The 15,042-nt window shown below is 71.9% G+C and carries 13 protein-coding genes and 3 pseudogenes; 13 read left to right on the forward strand and 3 right to left on the reverse strand.

The annotated features are described in order from the left end of the window. The 3 genes and pseudogenes from QSK22_RS29520 to QSK22_RS29530 form a co-directional block, all read left to right on the forward strand. A pseudogene (locus QSK22_RS29520) lies at positions 1-393 on the forward strand (hypothetical protein); the annotation flags it as partial. Between the two features lie 1,319 nt (positions 394-1,712). Then, positions 1,713-4,061: a helix-turn-helix domain-containing protein gene (locus QSK22_RS29525; protein WP_285497722.1), complete on the forward strand. Its 2,349-nt coding sequence runs from the start codon at positions 1,713-1,715 to the stop codon at positions 4,059-4,061. Then, positions 4,028-4,375, forward strand: a complete 348-nt coding sequence (locus tag QSK22_RS29530) for a hypothetical protein (RefSeq protein ID WP_285497723.1) — start codon at positions 4,028-4,030, stop codon at positions 4,373-4,375. The genes QSK22_RS29525 and QSK22_RS29530 overlap by 34 nt, the downstream gene beginning before the upstream one ends. 153 nt (positions 4,376-4,528) lie before the next feature. On the opposite strand, the gene QSK22_RS29535 is transcribed toward QSK22_RS29530, so the two are convergent. Beyond that, entirely contained in the window at positions 4,529-4,996 is a 468-nt protein-coding gene (locus tag QSK22_RS29535; protein ID WP_285497724.1) for an ArsI/CadI family heavy metal resistance metalloenzyme, read from the reverse strand. A gap of 105 nt (positions 4,997-5,101) precedes the next feature. Between QSK22_RS29535 and QSK22_RS29540 the strand changes: the two genes are divergently transcribed. The 8 genes and pseudogenes from QSK22_RS29540 to QSK22_RS29570 all read left to right on the forward strand — a co-directional run bounded on the left by QSK22_RS29540 (position 5,102) and on the right by QSK22_RS29570 (position 10,330). Further along, positions 5,102-5,521: an ArsR/SmtB family transcription factor gene (locus QSK22_RS29540; protein WP_285497725.1), complete on the forward strand. Its 420-nt coding sequence runs from the start codon at positions 5,102-5,104 to the stop codon at positions 5,519-5,521. Between the two features lie 81 nt (positions 5,522-5,602). Further along, positions 5,603-6,043, forward strand: a pseudogene (locus QSK22_RS29545) (arsenic resistance protein); the annotation flags it as partial. Continuing rightward, positions 6,030-6,221: a hypothetical protein gene (locus QSK22_RS29550; protein WP_285497726.1), complete on the forward strand. Its 192-nt coding sequence runs from the start codon at positions 6,030-6,032 to the stop codon at positions 6,219-6,221. The pseudogene QSK22_RS29545 and the gene QSK22_RS29550, both read left to right, overlap by 14 nt. After that, positions 6,196-6,261, forward strand: a pseudogene (locus QSK22_RS33895) (hypothetical protein); the annotation flags it as partial. The gene QSK22_RS29550 and the pseudogene QSK22_RS33895, both read left to right, overlap by 26 nt. An 89-nt stretch (positions 6,262-6,350) precedes the next feature. Next, entirely contained in the window at positions 6,351-6,758 is a 408-nt protein-coding gene (locus QSK22_RS29555) for an arsenate reductase ArsC (protein WP_285497727.1), read from the forward strand. A gap of 201 nt (positions 6,759-6,959) precedes the next feature. Further along, positions 6,960-7,823 (forward strand): flavin-containing monooxygenase, encoded by an 864-nt coding sequence (locus QSK22_RS29560; protein WP_285497728.1) that lies wholly within the window; start codon positions 6,960-6,962, stop codon positions 7,821-7,823. Between the two features lie 540 nt (positions 7,824-8,363). Then, complete coding sequence (locus QSK22_RS29565; RefSeq protein WP_285497729.1) at positions 8,364-8,921, forward strand: recombinase family protein; 558 nt, start codon at positions 8,364-8,366, stop codon at positions 8,919-8,921. A gap of 59 nt (positions 8,922-8,980) precedes the next feature. After that, positions 8,981-10,330 (forward strand): MFS transporter, encoded by a 1,350-nt coding sequence (locus QSK22_RS29570; RefSeq protein WP_285497730.1) that lies wholly within the window; start codon positions 8,981-8,983, stop codon positions 10,328-10,330. Positions 10,331-10,414: 84 nt separating this feature from the next. On the opposite strand, the gene QSK22_RS29575 is transcribed toward QSK22_RS29570, so the two are convergent. Together QSK22_RS29575 and QSK22_RS29580 are read right to left on the reverse strand one after the other, a co-directional pair. Next, positions 10,415-11,287 carry a PaaX family transcriptional regulator gene (locus QSK22_RS29575; RefSeq protein WP_285497731.1) on the reverse strand — a complete coding sequence of 291 codons (873 nt, stop codon included), beginning with the start codon at positions 11,285-11,287 and terminating at the stop codon, positions 10,415-10,417. An 83-nt stretch (positions 11,288-11,370) separates the two neighbouring features. Further along, positions 11,371-12,198: an enoyl-CoA hydratase-related protein gene (locus QSK22_RS29580; RefSeq protein ID WP_285497732.1), complete on the reverse strand. Its 828-nt coding sequence runs from the start codon at positions 12,196-12,198 to the stop codon at positions 11,371-11,373. A gap of 158 nt (positions 12,199-12,356) precedes the next feature. Here QSK22_RS29580 and QSK22_RS29585 point away from each other — a divergent pair, with 158 nt between their 5' ends. Together QSK22_RS29585 and QSK22_RS29590 are read left to right on the forward strand one after the other, a co-directional pair. Beyond that, on the forward strand, positions 12,357-13,748 hold the full coding sequence (locus QSK22_RS29585; protein WP_285497733.1) for an aldehyde dehydrogenase family protein: 1,392 nt from the start codon (positions 12,357-12,359) through the stop codon (positions 13,746-13,748). Between the two features lie 10 nt (positions 13,749-13,758). Beyond that, positions 13,759-14,919 carry an acyl-CoA dehydrogenase family protein gene (locus QSK22_RS29590; protein ID WP_285497734.1) on the forward strand — a complete coding sequence of 387 codons (1,161 nt, stop codon included), beginning with the start codon at positions 13,759-13,761 and terminating at the stop codon, positions 14,917-14,919. The last annotated feature ends 123 nt before the right edge of the window (positions 14,920-15,042 follow it).

Genomic DNA, 15,042 nt, shown 5'->3' on the forward strand with positions numbered 1-15,042 from the left:
CCCCGCCCCGAACCACCGACCGACCTGACCGGCGCGGCCGAATCGTCCACGACCCTGCATCCCGACGCGGTCGCCTGGGACGACTACGACGCCTCATTCGCGGTCGGGCTGCGGCTGCCCGAGGTGGCCCGAAGGTTCATCGACGCCGACGACGGCACCGACGACTTCACCTTCTGGGCGTTCGCCAGCCAGTCCTGGGCATGCGTGCAGGTCGCCGAGGGCGCCACCGCGCACCGGGTGCTCCAGTACGGACCGCGCCGCCTGTGGGAGGAGATCGAGGCCGCCTACCGGTGGTGGGAAGAGATCGGGCGGCCGCCGACCGACCGGTTCGGCGTCGCCGTCCACCCCGACCGCCAGTACGTCTACCTCGATTCGCCCGACAACCCGGTCTGAGGCCGGAACCCGCGGCCGCAGGTTCCGGCCAGCACGACAAAGCCGCCCCCGCACCTCCTCGGAGGGCGGGGGCGGCGCCCTGCGGATAACTTCGGACCTCCCCGCGTACGCGGGGCCGACCGTGGCAGGGACGAATCGCTGGTGAAGACGGCAGGACCATCCCCGCGTGCGCGGGGCCGACACGTACGCGCCGGCGCACGTGAGGCCGCGTAGCGGACCATCCCCGCGTGCGCGGGGCCGACACTTGCTGACCTGGAAGTCTACGGCGGCAACAGCGCGTTTTCATTTAGTTGGATTTTTGGACGGTGTGCGAGCATCCGGGGGTGTGGTGCGTCCAGGTCGACGCCCGTGCGCCGGCCCAAGGCGCCGCCACGTCGGCGGCCTTCTCGGCAGGTGGCTACCGGGTGATGCTCGGCTGGCCGTGAGCGGCCTCTTCTGCGGAGGCGGGCCGCGCGGACCGCTGCGCGCGGTGGCTTGGGTCCCTCATACAGTGCGACTCGCCCGGCGCGCCTCGCCCCACAAGCCTCGCGGAATCGGTACGGTCGCCGTTAGGTCGCTGCGCTCCGCTCGTCAGGGCGGGCTGTAAGTGGCCTAAAAGCAACGACGACGACTCGTCGCCCATCCGGGTGGCGCCGGATGAACAGCGACTCGTCGCCGTCGTTCGCGGGGAGCCGAGCTGACTGCCAGGAAAGCTCGAGCCCCGCTGCCCCATCGGTAACCACACCAACCGAGGAGGCTGTCTTGAGGGTACCCGCTATGCCGGGCCCGTCGACGGCAGACACGCCCGTTGAGGCCGCACGTTTCGTTCCGGACGCGCACGCGCCGATCCGGCTCTCGCCCCCGCTGCCGACGCCATTTCGGTCTTCACCAGCGAAGTTGCCGTCTTCACCGGCGAATCGACAGTGCCTCGTGGCACTCTGGCCCTGCGGTCGTACGTCACGTCGGAAAGGAGCCGCCCTGGACGTCGCCCTTGAATGAGAAAAGCGCCCCAGAGGGGCGCTTCCCAACAACTGAATCATCGGCCTGCTCAGTGTCCGGATGACCGGCCAAATCCTCTGGACGCTGATTGGGACCGACGGCCCGGCCTCCTGACGTGGCGCTCCAACAGGAGCCCGACTCAACGCCCTGACAGGAGCTCGACCTCAGGGGCCCGACCTCAGTCTGACAAGAGCCAGACTTCACACTTGGAGCCGACGATAGCACGTAGTCGCCGGGTCGGCCTAGCACGCTCTGAAACCGAGGGCGGCCAGGCCGCCTTGAACCTCGTTTCCGCAGGTGTTCCCTGCGAGCGGCCGCCGACACGCGGCCGCGGTCTGCGCGTGCCCGGCGCGGATGCGGCCGCGCAGGCCTGGGCGCGCATCACCGTGCCCTACATCGCGCAGCGGCCGGTGATGCGGCGCAGCCCCGACGGCGGCGTGACGTTCCCCAGGAGTTCGTCCAAGGGGTACCGGTACGAGGTCGCGATCCAGGCGCGGCTGCCGAACCGGCCGACGACGGTGCCGACGTTCGACGTCCACACCGGTACGGGGCGGCTGCTGGTGCTGGACCTGGACGCCGGTCGCGTGCCCGCCGAGGCGGCGGCCGACCGGGCGGGTCATGTCGGCGCGGTGGCCGACCGGGCGGTCGCGCTGATCGAGGAGTGCGGCGGCCGGGCGCTGGTGGACCGCTCGCCGAGCGGCGGGGCGCACGTGTACGTGCTGTGGTCGGCGCCGCGCCCGTTCCACGAGCTGCGGACTTTGGCCAGGGCGCTGGCGTTGCGGTTCGCGCCGGTGGTGGACACCTCGCCGATGGAGAACAGCGACGGGCAGATCCGCGGCCCGGGCGCCCCGCACAAGAGCATGGGCGGGCGCCTGACCGGGTTCATGACGCTGACCTGCAGCGTGGAGGAGGCCGAAGCGATCTGCTCGCGCCCGTGCGGGCCGCGGGTGTGGGAGGGGCTGCACGTCGAGCTGGCCGCCGAGCTGGCGGAGCTGGCCGGCGGCCGCACGGTGGTGGCCAGTCACCCGGACGCCCCGCAGGCGCCGCTGGACGCCAACGGGGAGCCGTATCGGCTGCGTCGCGGCGGCCGGACGGCGATCCGCGCGGATTTGGAGGAAACCGCCCGCACGGGCGTGTTCGATCGGGCACGCTATGTAAGCAGCTCCGAGGCCAGGCAGGCCGTGTTGTCGAGTGCGGCCGCGCGCGGCTGGCGCTTGGAGCAGGTGCGCGCACGGCTCGCGCCCGGCGGCGAGTGGGCCGCCATCTCCGGCTGGTGGCGCGACGACGCCTTGCTGACCGCCGAGTGGACCAAGGCCGTCGCCTTCGCCATGCCCCTCTCCGACGCGCCCGCGAAAACACCTGCCGCGCGAGAACTGGGGGATTCTGTCCGTGGCCGCAACACTAGGGGGATCAAGATCACGCCCCCCGGTCCCCAACGGGTTCTCGGGCAACCTCATTCCCTCACGACCTGTACGCGCAGGCCTCAGCCGTCACGGACCGCGGAGAAGCACCGGACCAGGGGCCTTTACTTTGTCAAGCCCGGGGGCTGGGGGGGTACGGAGGTCCGGTCGCCTGTGCCGTGGCAGGCGCGCGAGTACCAGCGCATCCGCACCTGGTGGCAGGCCGTGCGGATCGTCGAGCGGCTGCTGGAGCTGGAATGGGCCGGGAAGGCCCTGACCTACCGGGCGATCCTGCGGGCGATCGGCGCGGCCGCGCAGATGTCCGGCTCCACCGTGGTGGAGTTCGGCACCCGGCAGCTGGCGTACATGGCCGGCGGGATCGACCACACCACCGTAGCGCGGGCGCTGCAGCAGCTGCGCCAGGGCCCTTACGCCCTCATCGACCTGGTCCAGGACGCCCGCGGGACCCGCGCCGACGTCTACCAGCTCGTCGTCCCCGACGCCGTCGCGGCCGACGCCGCCTGGCGGTCCTGGCGCGCGGGCCGTATCGAAGCCCTGCACCCGTGCTTCCGCGTCCTCGGCCTGCCCGCCGCGTTCGCCTACGAGGCCCTGGCGGGCGGCGAAGTGACGGCGTCCGAACTGTCGACCGCGGCGCTGCTCCCCCGCAGCACCGCCTACGACGCGCTCCGCACGCTCGCCGAACACGGCCTGGCCGAACGCACCGCCGACGGCCGCTGGCGCCGCGGCGACGCCGACCTGGACGCCGTCGCCGCCGCCACCGGAGCCGACGACCTCGCCGCCGCCCAGCTCGACGGCCACCGCCGAGACCGCCGCGAATGGTACGCCTTCCTCGGCATCGTCCGCGACGTCCAACGGGCCGCCGGAAACGGGGCCCACCGGCCCGTGGCCGCCGCGGACGGCGGGCGAAGAAGACCCGGGCGAAGACGACCGGGCGGCGGCATGCGCAGGCTCGCCCCGCGCTGGCTGGTCCCCCCGCCGCGAACCCGCCCCGTCACCGAAGCCGACCTGCCGAGGCCCGAAGAAGCCGACACCGAGTTCACCGTGCTGCGCCGGCAGTACGCTGCGGCCGGTGCGCTTTCGCAGCGGCCGCTCGTGCCCCCCGACGTGGCTGCGGCGATCCGCGACGACCTGGCCGTCATCGCCGCCGACGAAGACCACCTGCATGCCGAACGCCACGCGTACGAGGCGGAGCTGCAAGCCCTCCGCGAGGCCCGCGACGACCGAAGAGGACGGTCGTGGAGCGGATCGCGCGGTTCGTCGGCATCGTGACCGCGCCCGACGCGCAGCGCAGCATCGAGCAGGCGCGCCGGGTGCCCGACGGTCCCAGCGAGGGCGGCATCGAGGACCGCAAGGAGATGGTGGGCGTTCGGGGCAGGCAGCGCCCTGACCGGGGTGCCGCTGCTGCTGCGCCGGTCGTTCCGCCGCGGCGCGGCCCGGGCGGCGCGGCGATGACCGGACGCCTGGCGGTGCTCGCCGCCGCACTGCTGCTCACCCCCGCCGCCCGGGCCCGCAGCACGAGGAGAACGCGATGCCGGTCGCGCGAGGTCGCACGCGCCGTGCACCCGGCCGGGGCGTTGCTGTAGGTCGCCGCTCGCGGCTCTTCTCTCACGACCCCTGCGTTCTGAGAGTCGGTTGCGCGTGGCATCTCCCACCAGGCCGCCGCGCAACCCAACGTTTCTGGGACGGCAGCGAGGTGCCGACCTGTGATCGGCACCTCGCAACGGTTGTCGGTTGGGTCAGCAGCAGCCTGCGGCGGCGCCGGCGGCCGTCTTGTGCGCGGCGGTGTCGGCGGGGTCCGGTGCGCAGCAGGTCGAGTCGTCGGCCTTGTCGAGGGTGTCGGCGTCGCCCTTGACCACGTACACCTCCCAGGGCTCGCCGCCGGGGCCGGTGACCCAGACCTTGTCCTGCAGGGCGTAGCAGCAGGCGGTGTCGTTCTCCTCCAGGGTGACCAGGCCGGACGCCTTCAGCCGCTCGGCGGCGTCGCTGACCTGGGCCGAGTCCTCGACCTCCACGCCCAGGTGGTCCAGGCGGGTGGCGTCCTCGCCGGCGCCTTCGATCAGGACGAGCTTGAGCGGGGGCTCGGCGATGGCGAAGTTGGCGTAGCCGGGACGGCGCTTGGCCGGTTCGGTGCCGAACAGCTTGGTGTAGAAGGCGACCGAGGCCTCCAGGTCGGGTACGCGCAGGGCCAGCTGGACACGGGACATGAGCTTCCTCCTGTGCATCGACGATCCGACTTCTGATTCGACGAATGTCTAACCAGTGATGCCCTCAGGTTGCGCCAGTATCTAGATGGATGTCAAATTAGAGATATGTCGAAGCAACAGCTGTCGGTCGTGGACACCCCGGTCATCGATCCCGCCCCGGACGCCGCGGCCGATCCCGCCTCTGGCGCGGGGGTGTGCTGCTCGCCGCTGGCGTGTGCGCCGCTGGGAGCCGAGGAGGCCGCCGAGCTGGCGCCGTTGTTCAAGGCGATCGGTGACCCGGTCCGGTTGCGGCTGCTGTCGCTGATCGCCTGCCACGAGGGCGGCGAGGCGTGCGTGTGCGAGCTGACCGACGCCTTCGACCTGACCCCGCCGACCATCAGCCACCACCTGAAGGTGCTCAAGCAGGCCGGGCTCATCGACTCCGAACGGCGCGGCACGTGGGTGTACTACTGGGTGAACCCGCAGGTGCTGCAGCGCCTGTCGGTGATCCTGGGGCCGCGCGTCGCCGCGGTGGCGTCCCAGTGAGCGCGCCGGCGGATGAGGGCGCGGCGGCCGGTGAACAGTGCATTCGGGCCCATGGCATCCGGTGCGGGCGGGATGGTGCGGTTCCCGCCGAAGATCGGCCCGGCCGCGCTGTATGGACTGCTGTTCACGATCGTGATCCTCTTCGCCTTGCAGGGCGAGGCGATCACCTCCCGCCCGTGGGACGTGGCACGGATCGCGCTGCCGCTGCTGGTGTACTTCGCGGTCATGTGGGCGGGCTCCTACGCGTTGGGCCGCGTCCTCGGCCTGGGATATGAGCGGACCGCGACGCCGGCGTACACCGCCGCGGGCAACGACTTCGAGCCGGCCATCGCGGTCGCCATCGCCACCTTCGGGAGCACCTCCGGTCAGGCGCCGGCCGGTGTCGTCGGCCCGCTCATCGAGGTCCCCGTCCTGGTCGCCCTGGTCTACGTCTCCCTGGCACTACGCCGCCGCGCGTCCAGCGGCACCGCCGGCGGTGCCACGGCCTCCACCGGATCGGAGCAGCCCCATGCCCGCACGTGAGGACCAATCCCCACACGACATCCCTTCCTCGCTCTCCTCGTCGTGCCGGGACACCGAAGAGTGCCGCCTGCTGGACGTGCACGCCGCCCTCGGTCACGCCGCCACCGACCTGGCCCGCCGCCGCGCGCGGGTGTTCTCACCCGAGACCGTGGATGCGGTGGTCACCGACGTCCTGTGACCTGCTGGACGGAACCGCCCGCATCCGCACCCACCTGCCGGTGCCGGCCGCGCGGTTCGCCGCCGACCGGCTGCGCGCCGCCTCCCCCGCACCCATGCTCACGCCCGAGCCCGTGCTCAAGGAGAAGCCGTGTCCGAAATCCCCGAGGTGCTGTTCGTGTGCGTCCACAACGCCGGACGCTCCCAGATGGCCGCCGCCCTGCTGGACCACCACGCCGCCGGACGGGTCCGCGTCCGCTCGGCGGGGTCCGCGCCCGCCGACCAGATCAACCCCGCCGTCGCCGCGGTGATGAACGAGATCGGCCTGGACCTGTCCAAGGAATTCCCCAAGCCGCTGACCAGCGAGGCCGTCCAGGCCGCCGACGTGGTCGTCACCATGGGCTGCGGCGACGCCTGCCCCATCTTCCCCGGCAGGCGCTACCTGGACTGGCAGCTGCCCGACCCCGCCGGCCGCCCGATCGAGGAGGTCCGCCCGATCCGCGACGAGATCGACCGCCGGGTGCGCGCCCTGCTCGCCGAACTCGTCCCCGCCCACTGACACCCAAACACAGGACAACCCCCACATGGAAACCATTGACGCTCTGGTGATCGGCGGCGGCCAGTCGGGGCCGGCCGCCGCCCACGCCCTGCGCGCCGCCGGGCTGGCCCCGGTCATCGCCGAGGCCTCCGACCGGCCGGTCGGGTCGTGGCCGCGCTACTACGACAGCCTCACCCTGTTCTCCCCCGCCGCGACGAGGTCGTGGACTACCTGCAGCGCTACGCCGACCGCCTGGACGCCGACATCCGCACCCGCACCCGTGTGCAGTCCGTCACCGCCGACGGCCCGCACTACATCGCCCACCTGACCGGCGACCGGACGCTTGCGGCGCGGGTGGTGGTGGCCGCCACCGGCGGCTTCTCCCGGCCCCACCGGCCCGCCCTGGCAGGCCTGGACACCTTCACCGGCACCGTGCTGCACGCCGCCGACTACCGCACCCCCGCACCGTTCGCCGGCAAACGCGTCATCGTGGTCGGCGCGGGCAACTCAGCGGTGCAGATCGCCGCCGAACTGGCCGACCACGCCCGCGTCACGCTGGCCACCCGAGACCCGATCAAGTTCGTCCCGCAGCGCCCGCTCGGCCGCGACCTGCACTTCTGGTTCCGTGTCACCGGCATCGACGCTCTGCCCATCGGACACTGGGTCGCACGGACCAAGGGAAGACCGCCGACCGTCCCGGTGTTCGACGACGGCCGCTACCGCGCCGCGCTGGTCGCGGGGCGCCCGGACCGGCGGCCGATGTTCACCGGCATCGACGGGCCCACCGTCACCTGGCCCGACGGCACCCGCGAGGACGTGGAGGTGATCCTGCCGGCCACCGGCTACCGCCCCGACCTGGACTACTTGGCCCCGCTCGGCGCGCTCACCGGCGACGGCCACCCGCTGCACAAGGGCGGGCTGTCGACCACCTGCCCAGGAGTGGGGTACGTCGGGCTGGAATGGCAACGCAGCCTGTCCTCGGCCAGCCTGCGCGGCGTCGGCCGCGACGCCGCCCACATCGCCCCCCGCCTGGCCGCCCACGCCCGCACCCGGCACCCCCGCCCCCGCTCGTCAGCCGCGTCGTAGCCGGGCAGGCAGGCACAGCCGGTGCTGCGCCGGCCCGGCAGGCGACCCGGATCCACCAGCGACCACCAGCCGCGACCCGCGTGCGGCGCGGTCGCCCCTCGCAGGCCGGCCCTCGCTCCGGCCCCCGGTGGCGGTGCGCGGCGACCTGGTGCAGCGCCGCGGTGCAGGTGCGGCAGGCGCCCGCGTCCGGCACCGCCGGCGGCGCGAGCCTCCCGGCTGCTTGGGCCGCGCCGCACCGCGTACCCGACGCGCTGCCCCCGCCGCACCGAATGGGGTGCGGCCGGGCCCGCGGTCCTGCTCCGCTCGGCAGCCGCCCGGCACCTGGACGGAACGCCGGATGCCGGCGGGAGCGGCGGCCGGAGTGCTGCGGAGGGGCACCGCACGGGCGTCGCCGCGTTCGTTCACGGTCGTTCGATGAGCACGCGGCGGGCGTGCGCGGGGGACACCGTCGCGTCCGGTTCGGGGGTTTATTTTCTTTTCGTCCCCCCGGTAGGGTCGTCTCCTTCGCGGAGCACGTTCGATGGACGGAAGGCGGCCGCTGTGGCGCTCGTCGGCCTGGTCCGGGTCAGCACCGACCTGCAGAAGACCCAGCGGCGGCACGACGCCCCGGATCAGATCTGCCGGAGGGCGGCCGAGGAGAACAGCGGCGGCAGGCCCGCCACCGAGGACCGGCCCGCAACGCCGGAGGCGCTGTTACACATCCGCGGCGACGGCATGCTGACCGTCCGAAAGGCCGACCGCCTCGCAGGGCCGATCGTCCTCGACAACCTGTTCCGGCGCGGCATCGCGGCCGTTGAGCCCCTGGCCTTGGCTCTGCCGGATGACCGGCGCCGCGGCATCGTCTCCGAGACCGGGGACGGTCGGGAAGCGACCCGCAGCCGGGACCGGGTCGGCGGCCGCCGCCCGGTGGTCGACGGCGACAAGCGCGCTGCGATTCCGGCTCGCCGCGCGCGTGGAGGGGTCATCCGCGCCGTCGCGGCCGGAGTGAAGGTCCCGGTCGGTGTCGTGCACACCTTGGCGAGAGAGCGAACGGCCGGGCGGGCGCCTGCGACGTCGAATGCCGAGGGAGGTTCCGGCGAGGTGCCACGTTGTCTGTGAAAGCGGCGCCGCCGAGCCCGGAGTCGGCCCGGCGTTGGCCGATGCTGGCGATCTGCTGCATGAGCGTGTTCGTCGTCGGCATCGACATGACGATCGTGAACGTGGCTCTGCCGGTGATCCAGCGCGGCTTCGACGCGTCGGTCAGCGGCCTGCAGTGGATCATCGACGCCTACACGCTGGCGCTCGCCTCCCTGCTGCTGATGTCGGGGTCCGTGGCCGATCGCGTCGGCCGCCGCCGCGCGTTCCAGACGGGACTGGTGCTGTTCTCGGCGGGGTCGCTGCTGTGCTCGCTGGCGCCGAGCCTGGACTGGCTGATCGCCTTCCGCGCTGTGCAGGCCGTCGGCGGCTCGCTGCTGAACCCGGTGGCGCTGGCGATCATCGTCAACGTCTTCCCCGACCCCCAGGACCGGGCACGTGCGGCCGGGGTGTGGGGATCGGTGGGCGGGCTGAGCCTGGCGGCCGGTCCCGTTCTGGGCGGCTTCCTGGTCAGCGGTCTGGGCTGGCGGTCCATTTTCTGGATCAACGTCCCGGTCGGGGTGGCGGCGATCGCGCTGACACGTCGCTTCGTGCCCGAGTCCAGGTCTGTGCGTCCCCGCAGCCTGGATCCCCTCGGGCAGGTGCTCGCCGTCCTGCTGATGGTCTCGACCACAGCCGCCGTCATCGAAGGACCGCGGCTGGGATGGGGCTCCGGACCGATCATCGCGCTGCTGGCGGGTGCGGTGGCATCTGCGGCGGTGCTGCTGGTGGTCGAGCGCCGTCTCCGCGAGCCCCTGATCGACATGCGGTTGTTCCGCAATCCGCCGTTCTGCGGGGCCGTTCTCATCGCACTGGCCTACTCGGCCAACCTCGGCGGCTTCCTGTTCCTCAACACCTTGTACCTGCAGAACGTCCGCGGCGAGAGCGCCGTGGGGGCGGGGGTGCGGACGGTTCCGATGGCCATCGCGTTAGCGGTGTTCTCCACCGTGTCCGGTCGGCTCATCGCGGCGAAGGGGCCCCGGCCGCCCCTCGTGCTGGCCTCCGTCCTGCTGACGGCCGGGGCGTCGATGTTCCTGCGGCTCGACGCGCATACTCCGTTCGCCTACCTGGTCGGCGGCTACATCGCCGTCGGCGCCGGAATCGGACTGGCCTCCGGGCCGGTCACCACCGTCGCCATGTCGGGTCTGCCGGCCGACCGGGCGGGCATGGCCGGAGCCCTGACCGCCGCCAGCCGCCAGTTCGGCTCGGCCGCCGGCGTCGCCGTGACCGGATCGATCATCGCCGCCCATGCCGATACCGCCTTCGTGGCCGCCGGCCACGTCGCCTGGTCCACTCTCGCCGGCTGCGCCGCGACGATGCTGCTGACCGGCGTGGTCTCGACCAGCCGATGGGCGACACAGGTCGCGCGGCGCAACTCCGAGCTGAGGTTGTGACGACGCCGCCGTCGAGGCGCCGGGGGCGTCCCGCTTCCTGAGAGCAGTCGTGGAAGGAGCGCAGGTCGGCGCCCCATCAATCATCTAGTTCTTGCCGCCACCGCTGTTGATCTTGGCCCAGTGTGCCTGCACCTGGTCCCACCACTGGGCGCGCAGCGCCTCGATGTGGCGAGCGGCCCTGCGCCCGATCCAGTCGGGCAGCAGCGCCTCCGGCAGTTGCGGGTCGCGGAGGGGGAAGCGCTGCCATTCGCTCACCATGCGCACGTGGGTGAAGAGCATCTCGTCGCCGGGTGCCGGGCGCAGGCCCGTGATGGCGTCGAGCACCTTCTTGTAGTGCTCCTCGAGCGCGGCGAGGTCCCAGCCCTCCTCGACGATCCTCTCCTCGGGGATCCCGACGTCGCCGACCCTTCCCACGAAGGAGATGGTGTGCTCTCGCAGCTCCAGTTGGTCGATGAGGCCGGCCACCTCGGCGCTGCGTTCCGGGTGTGGGCTGACCCAGACGCCCGAGGCCGGGTTGCCGAAGCCGGCCCAGGTGAGACCGGAGTAGAGCTTCTTGCGGGTGGTGCGGTGGGTGTGCGGGATGGTGACCAGGAGCGTGAGCCAAGTCCCGTTCCAGTTGCTGAACGGGTCGCTCATCGAACGGACGCGGGGTGAGCCCTCCTCGAAGATGCGCTTGCCCCGCTCGGTCAGCGACCAGCGCACCTCACGGCCGTGGCGCTCGCCCTCGATCCACCCGGATGACGCCGCGCGGGCGATGGCCTGCCTGGCCGTCTGCTCCTCGATCCCGAGCCCTTTGAGCACGTGCAGCAGAGACGAGGTCCAGACGGGCTTGCCATTGGGCCAGACGAACTCGCCGAGGACCGTCAGGAGCAGCGATCGGGCGCTTCCCGGAGCCAGGCTGGAGAAGTCGGACTTGAGGGATACCGACGTGCCCGTCGCTGCGTCCCGGCCGCTCATCACTCGCTCCCCCCATGCCGCAGGTGGCCACATGCCCTGACCGGTACTGCTGCGGCATGCTACTTGACGATCACATTGCAATCTCACTCGGCACGGACGGACCGCTTGGCGCGCCGTTCCAACAGGGCGGCCACCGACTCCTTGTAGTCCGGCGTCTGCATGTGCCGTCCGATCAGTTCCTTGCTCTCCTCGACCGCCGCCGCGGGGTCGTGTCGGAGTAGGTCGGACCAGATCTGGCGCTTGGCCGCTGTCACCGCGGCGGGGGAGGCGGCGGCCAGCAGCCGCGCGTAGTCGTAGACCGCGTCCATGAAGCCTTCGCGGGGGAGCACCTTGTTGAACAGCCCCGTGTGCCGCAGTTCGGCGGCCGTCGCAACCCGCCCGGTGAGGATCAGGTCCGCCGCGTGGGTCACGCCCATCAGCCGGGGGAGGATCCACGACAGGCCGTACTCGGCGGGCAGCCCGATCCTGGCGGCGACCGTGGTGATCTTAGCGTCCTCCACGGCGAACCGCAGGTCGCAGAACGCGGCCAGGGCGACGGCGATGCCGGCGCACGAGCCGTTGATCGCCGCGATCATGGGCTTTCGCAGCCCGAGTTGCCAGGCCATGTCGGAGTCGAACTCCGGGCGGACCCCGTACCCCGGGCGGTCGGCGTTCTTTGACAGGGCCGGGTCGTAGTGGTCGGTCCTGGTGTAGTGGTCCAGGGCCTTGTAGTCGGCGCCGCCGCAGAAGACGTCGCCCTCACCGGTCAGCACGATGACCCGCACCGCGGGGTCTTCGTCCAGCCTGGCGCAGATCCAGCGGTACTCGTCGTGCATGCGCCCGGTCCAGGAGTTGGCCCGTCCGGGCCGGGAGAGCCACAGGGTCGCGATGCCATCACCGTCGATGTCGTAACGAGTGACTTTCAGCTCCATCGATGCTCCTCGGGGCGCAGGGTTGTCGCCGTTCCGGCACACCCTTACTCTATACACATCAAGGTACTTAGGCATCTTGCGTGTAGAATGATCGGCCCTCAGACCCAGACGTCGCGCCGACGGGCGCCGATACATGGCGGGTGTTCATGAATCCCCTGATGACGATCAATGGCGAACGCGTGTCTGCGGACAAGCGGATCGGTGTGATCAACCCGGCGACGGGCGCGGAGTTCGCCACGGCGCCCGACGCCTCACGTGAGCAGATGGACCGGGCGGTCGCCGCCGCCGTCGCCGCCGGCCGGGAGTGGGCGCGCGATGAGGGACGGCGAGTAGAGGCGCTCAAGGCCGTCGCCGACGCGATCGACGCCAACGTCGAGGAGCTCTCCTCGATCCTCACCAGCGAGCAGGGCAAGCCCCTGAGCGCGGCCGCCTACGAGGTGGGGGAGACGGCGCGCTGGATCCGCGCCGCGGCTGACCTGGAACTGCCTCGCGAGACGATCGTGGACAACGCCTCCGTCCGCACGGAGCTGCTCCGCCGTCCGTTCGGGGTGGTGGCCGCGATCACGCCCTGGAACTTCCCGCTCCTGCTCCTCGGCTGGAAGCTCGGCCCGGCGCTGCGTGCCGGCAACACGATGGTGCTCAAGCCGTCGCCGTACACGCCGCTGGCGACGCTGCGCGTCGGTGAGATCGTCCAGGAGGTCCTGCCTCCGGGCGTGTTCAACGTGGTGAGCGGTGGCGACGAGCTCGGCGCCTGGCTCACGACCCACCCCGACGTACGGAAGATCAGCTTCACCGGCTCGGTCGCCACCGGCAAGCTCGTGGCCGCGGCGGCGGCCCCGGACCTCAAGCGCTTCACGCTGGAGCTCGGCGGGAACGACGCCGCGATCATCCTCGACGACGCCGACCCGGCCGCCATCGCCAAGGGCGTCTTCTGGGGCGGCTTCATCAACTGCGGCCAGATCTGCGCAGGGATCAAGCGCGTCTTCGTCCCCGAGCACATGCACGACGACGTTGTGGAGGCCATCGCCGCGCGGGCGCGTTCCGTGCGCATGGGGCCGGGCACCGATCCCGGCGTGCAGCTCGGGCCCATCCAGAACAGGATGCAGTTCGACCGAGTGAGCGGGCTGGTCCGGGAGGCCCTCGACTCGGGGGCGACCGCCGTGGCGGGCGGCAGGCCGATGGACCGGGACGGCTACTTCTTCGAGCCCACCATCCTCACCCGCGTCCGCGAGGGCATGCGCATCGTGGACGAGGAGCAGTTCGGTCCCGCGATGCCGGTGCTCACCTACAAGACCCTGGACGAGGCGATCGAGCGCGCCAACGCCACCGAGTACGGGCTGTCCGGCTCGGTTTGGAGCAGCGACGTCGAACGCGCGACCAAGGTCGCCGAGCAGCTCGACTGCGGGACGGCCTTCGTCAACGACCACCTCGCCCTGTCGCCCGACGTCCCCTTCGGCGGCTCGAAGTGGAGCGGCATCGGCGTCGAGAACGGCCCGTGGGGGCTGGAGGAGTTCACCCAGCTGCAGGCCGTCCAGCGGCCGCAGGTTTGAGAGGTTCGCCATGGACTTCGGACTGACCGAGGACCAGACCGCGCTGCGCGAGGCGGTACGCAAGCTGGCGCGCAAGGAGATCGCGCCGGGCTACCTGGAGCGCGCCAAGCAGACCGCCTTCCCGTGGGAGGTCCACCGCCGCGTCGCCGACCTCGGCGTCCTCGGCCTGCTGGCGGGACCGGACTACAACCCGCTGGACGAGGAGGACTTCGTCGCGGCGGGCCTGGCGGTGGAGGAGCTCGCCTACGCCGACTTCAACGTCGCCAACGCCGTCATTCCCGTGATGCTCATGTCGGCCCTGATCAACGCATACGGCTCGGGGCGGGTGCGGCGGCAGTGGCTCGCGCCGCTGGTGGCGGGCCGGACGTATGTGTCCTTCGGGCTGACCGAGCCGGGCTCGGGGTCCGACGCCGCGGCGCTGCGCACCAAGGCGGTGGCCGACGGCGAGGGCTACCTGCTGTCGGGCGAGAAGACCTCGGTCACCATGCTCACCCACGCCAGTGCCATGATCGTGACGGCCCAGACGTACCGGGAGGGCGAGCGCCTCGGCGTCTCCGCCTTCCTGGTGGATCTGGACGCCTCCGGCATCAGCAAGTCCGACATCCCGGACACGGGGTGGCAGACGATGGGCCGCGGCGTCGTCCACTTCGACAACGTCCGGGTTCCCGCGGACGCTCTGATCGGCCCCGAGGGCTCGGCCTTTCGCAACGTGCTCAACGGCTTCGACTTCACCCGGCCGCTGCTCGCCCTCACCGGCATCGGCTGCGCCCAGGCGTGTATCGACGAGACGGCCGAGTACGTGCGCTCGCGGCAGGCCTTCGGCGCGCCGCTGGCCCGCTTCGAGGGGGTGTCCTTCCCGCTCGCGGAGCACACCACCACCTTGGAGGCGGCCCGTCTGCTGTGCTACTCCGCCCTGTGGCGGCGGACCAAGGGCATCAGGCACACCGCCGAGGCCGCCATGAGCAAGTGGTACGGCCCGCTCATGGCGAGCCAGGCGGTCAAGGACTGCCTGCTGCTGCACGGCCATTACGGGTATGCGCAGGAGTTCCCGTTCGAGCAGCGGCTCCGCGACGTCATGGCGGTCGAGATCGCCGACGGCACCGCGCAGATCCAGAAGGTCGTCATCGCCCGGGAGCGGTACGGCAAGGACTTCCTGCCCTACCAGAGATGACGCTGGGCCTCCCCGCCCTCGGGCGGGGAGGCCCAGCGGATAGAGCCGCAGACCTGCCTCGTCGCGCATCCGGGGGGGCGCGGCCCTGCGCGCAGAGCACGTTCAGGCCGGGCCGGCGTCTCC

The organism is Actinomadura sp. NBRC 104425 (assembly GCF_030269545.1).
Taxonomy (GTDB): Bacteria; Actinomycetota; Actinomycetes; order Streptosporangiales; family Streptosporangiaceae; genus Spirillospora; species Spirillospora keratinilytica.

What these genes read in the sequence shown, in the direction of transcription:
- QSK22_RS29535 (WP_285497724.1), bottom strand. Translation starts at nt 4,996, where the DNA reads ATGTCCCGTGTCCAGCTGGCCCTGCGCGTACCCGACCTGGAGGCCTCG.
- QSK22_RS29575 (WP_285497731.1), bottom strand. Translation starts at nt 11,287, where the DNA reads ATGAGCGGCCGGGACGCAGCGACGGGCACGTCGGTATCCCTCAAGTCC.
- QSK22_RS29580 (WP_285497732.1), bottom strand. Translation starts at nt 12,198, where the DNA reads ATGGAGCTGAAAGTCACTCGTTACGACATCGACGGTGATGGCATCGCG.
- QSK22_RS29540 (WP_285497725.1), top strand. Translation starts at nt 5,102, where the DNA reads ATGTCGAAGCAACAGCTGTCGGTCGTGGACACCCCGGTCATCGATCCC.
- QSK22_RS29585 (WP_285497733.1), top strand. Translation starts at nt 12,357, where the DNA reads ATGACGATCAATGGCGAACGCGTGTCTGCGGACAAGCGGATCGGTGTG.
- QSK22_RS29590 (WP_285497734.1), top strand. Translation starts at nt 13,759, where the DNA reads ATGGACTTCGGACTGACCGAGGACCAGACCGCGCTGCGCGAGGCGGTA.
- QSK22_RS29550 (WP_285497726.1), top strand. Translation starts at nt 6,030, where the DNA reads ATGCCCGCACGTGAGGACCAATCCCCACACGACATCCCTTCCTCGCTC.
- QSK22_RS29570 (WP_285497730.1), top strand. Translation starts at nt 8,981, where the DNA reads ATGAGCGTGTTCGTCGTCGGCATCGACATGACGATCGTGAACGTGGCT.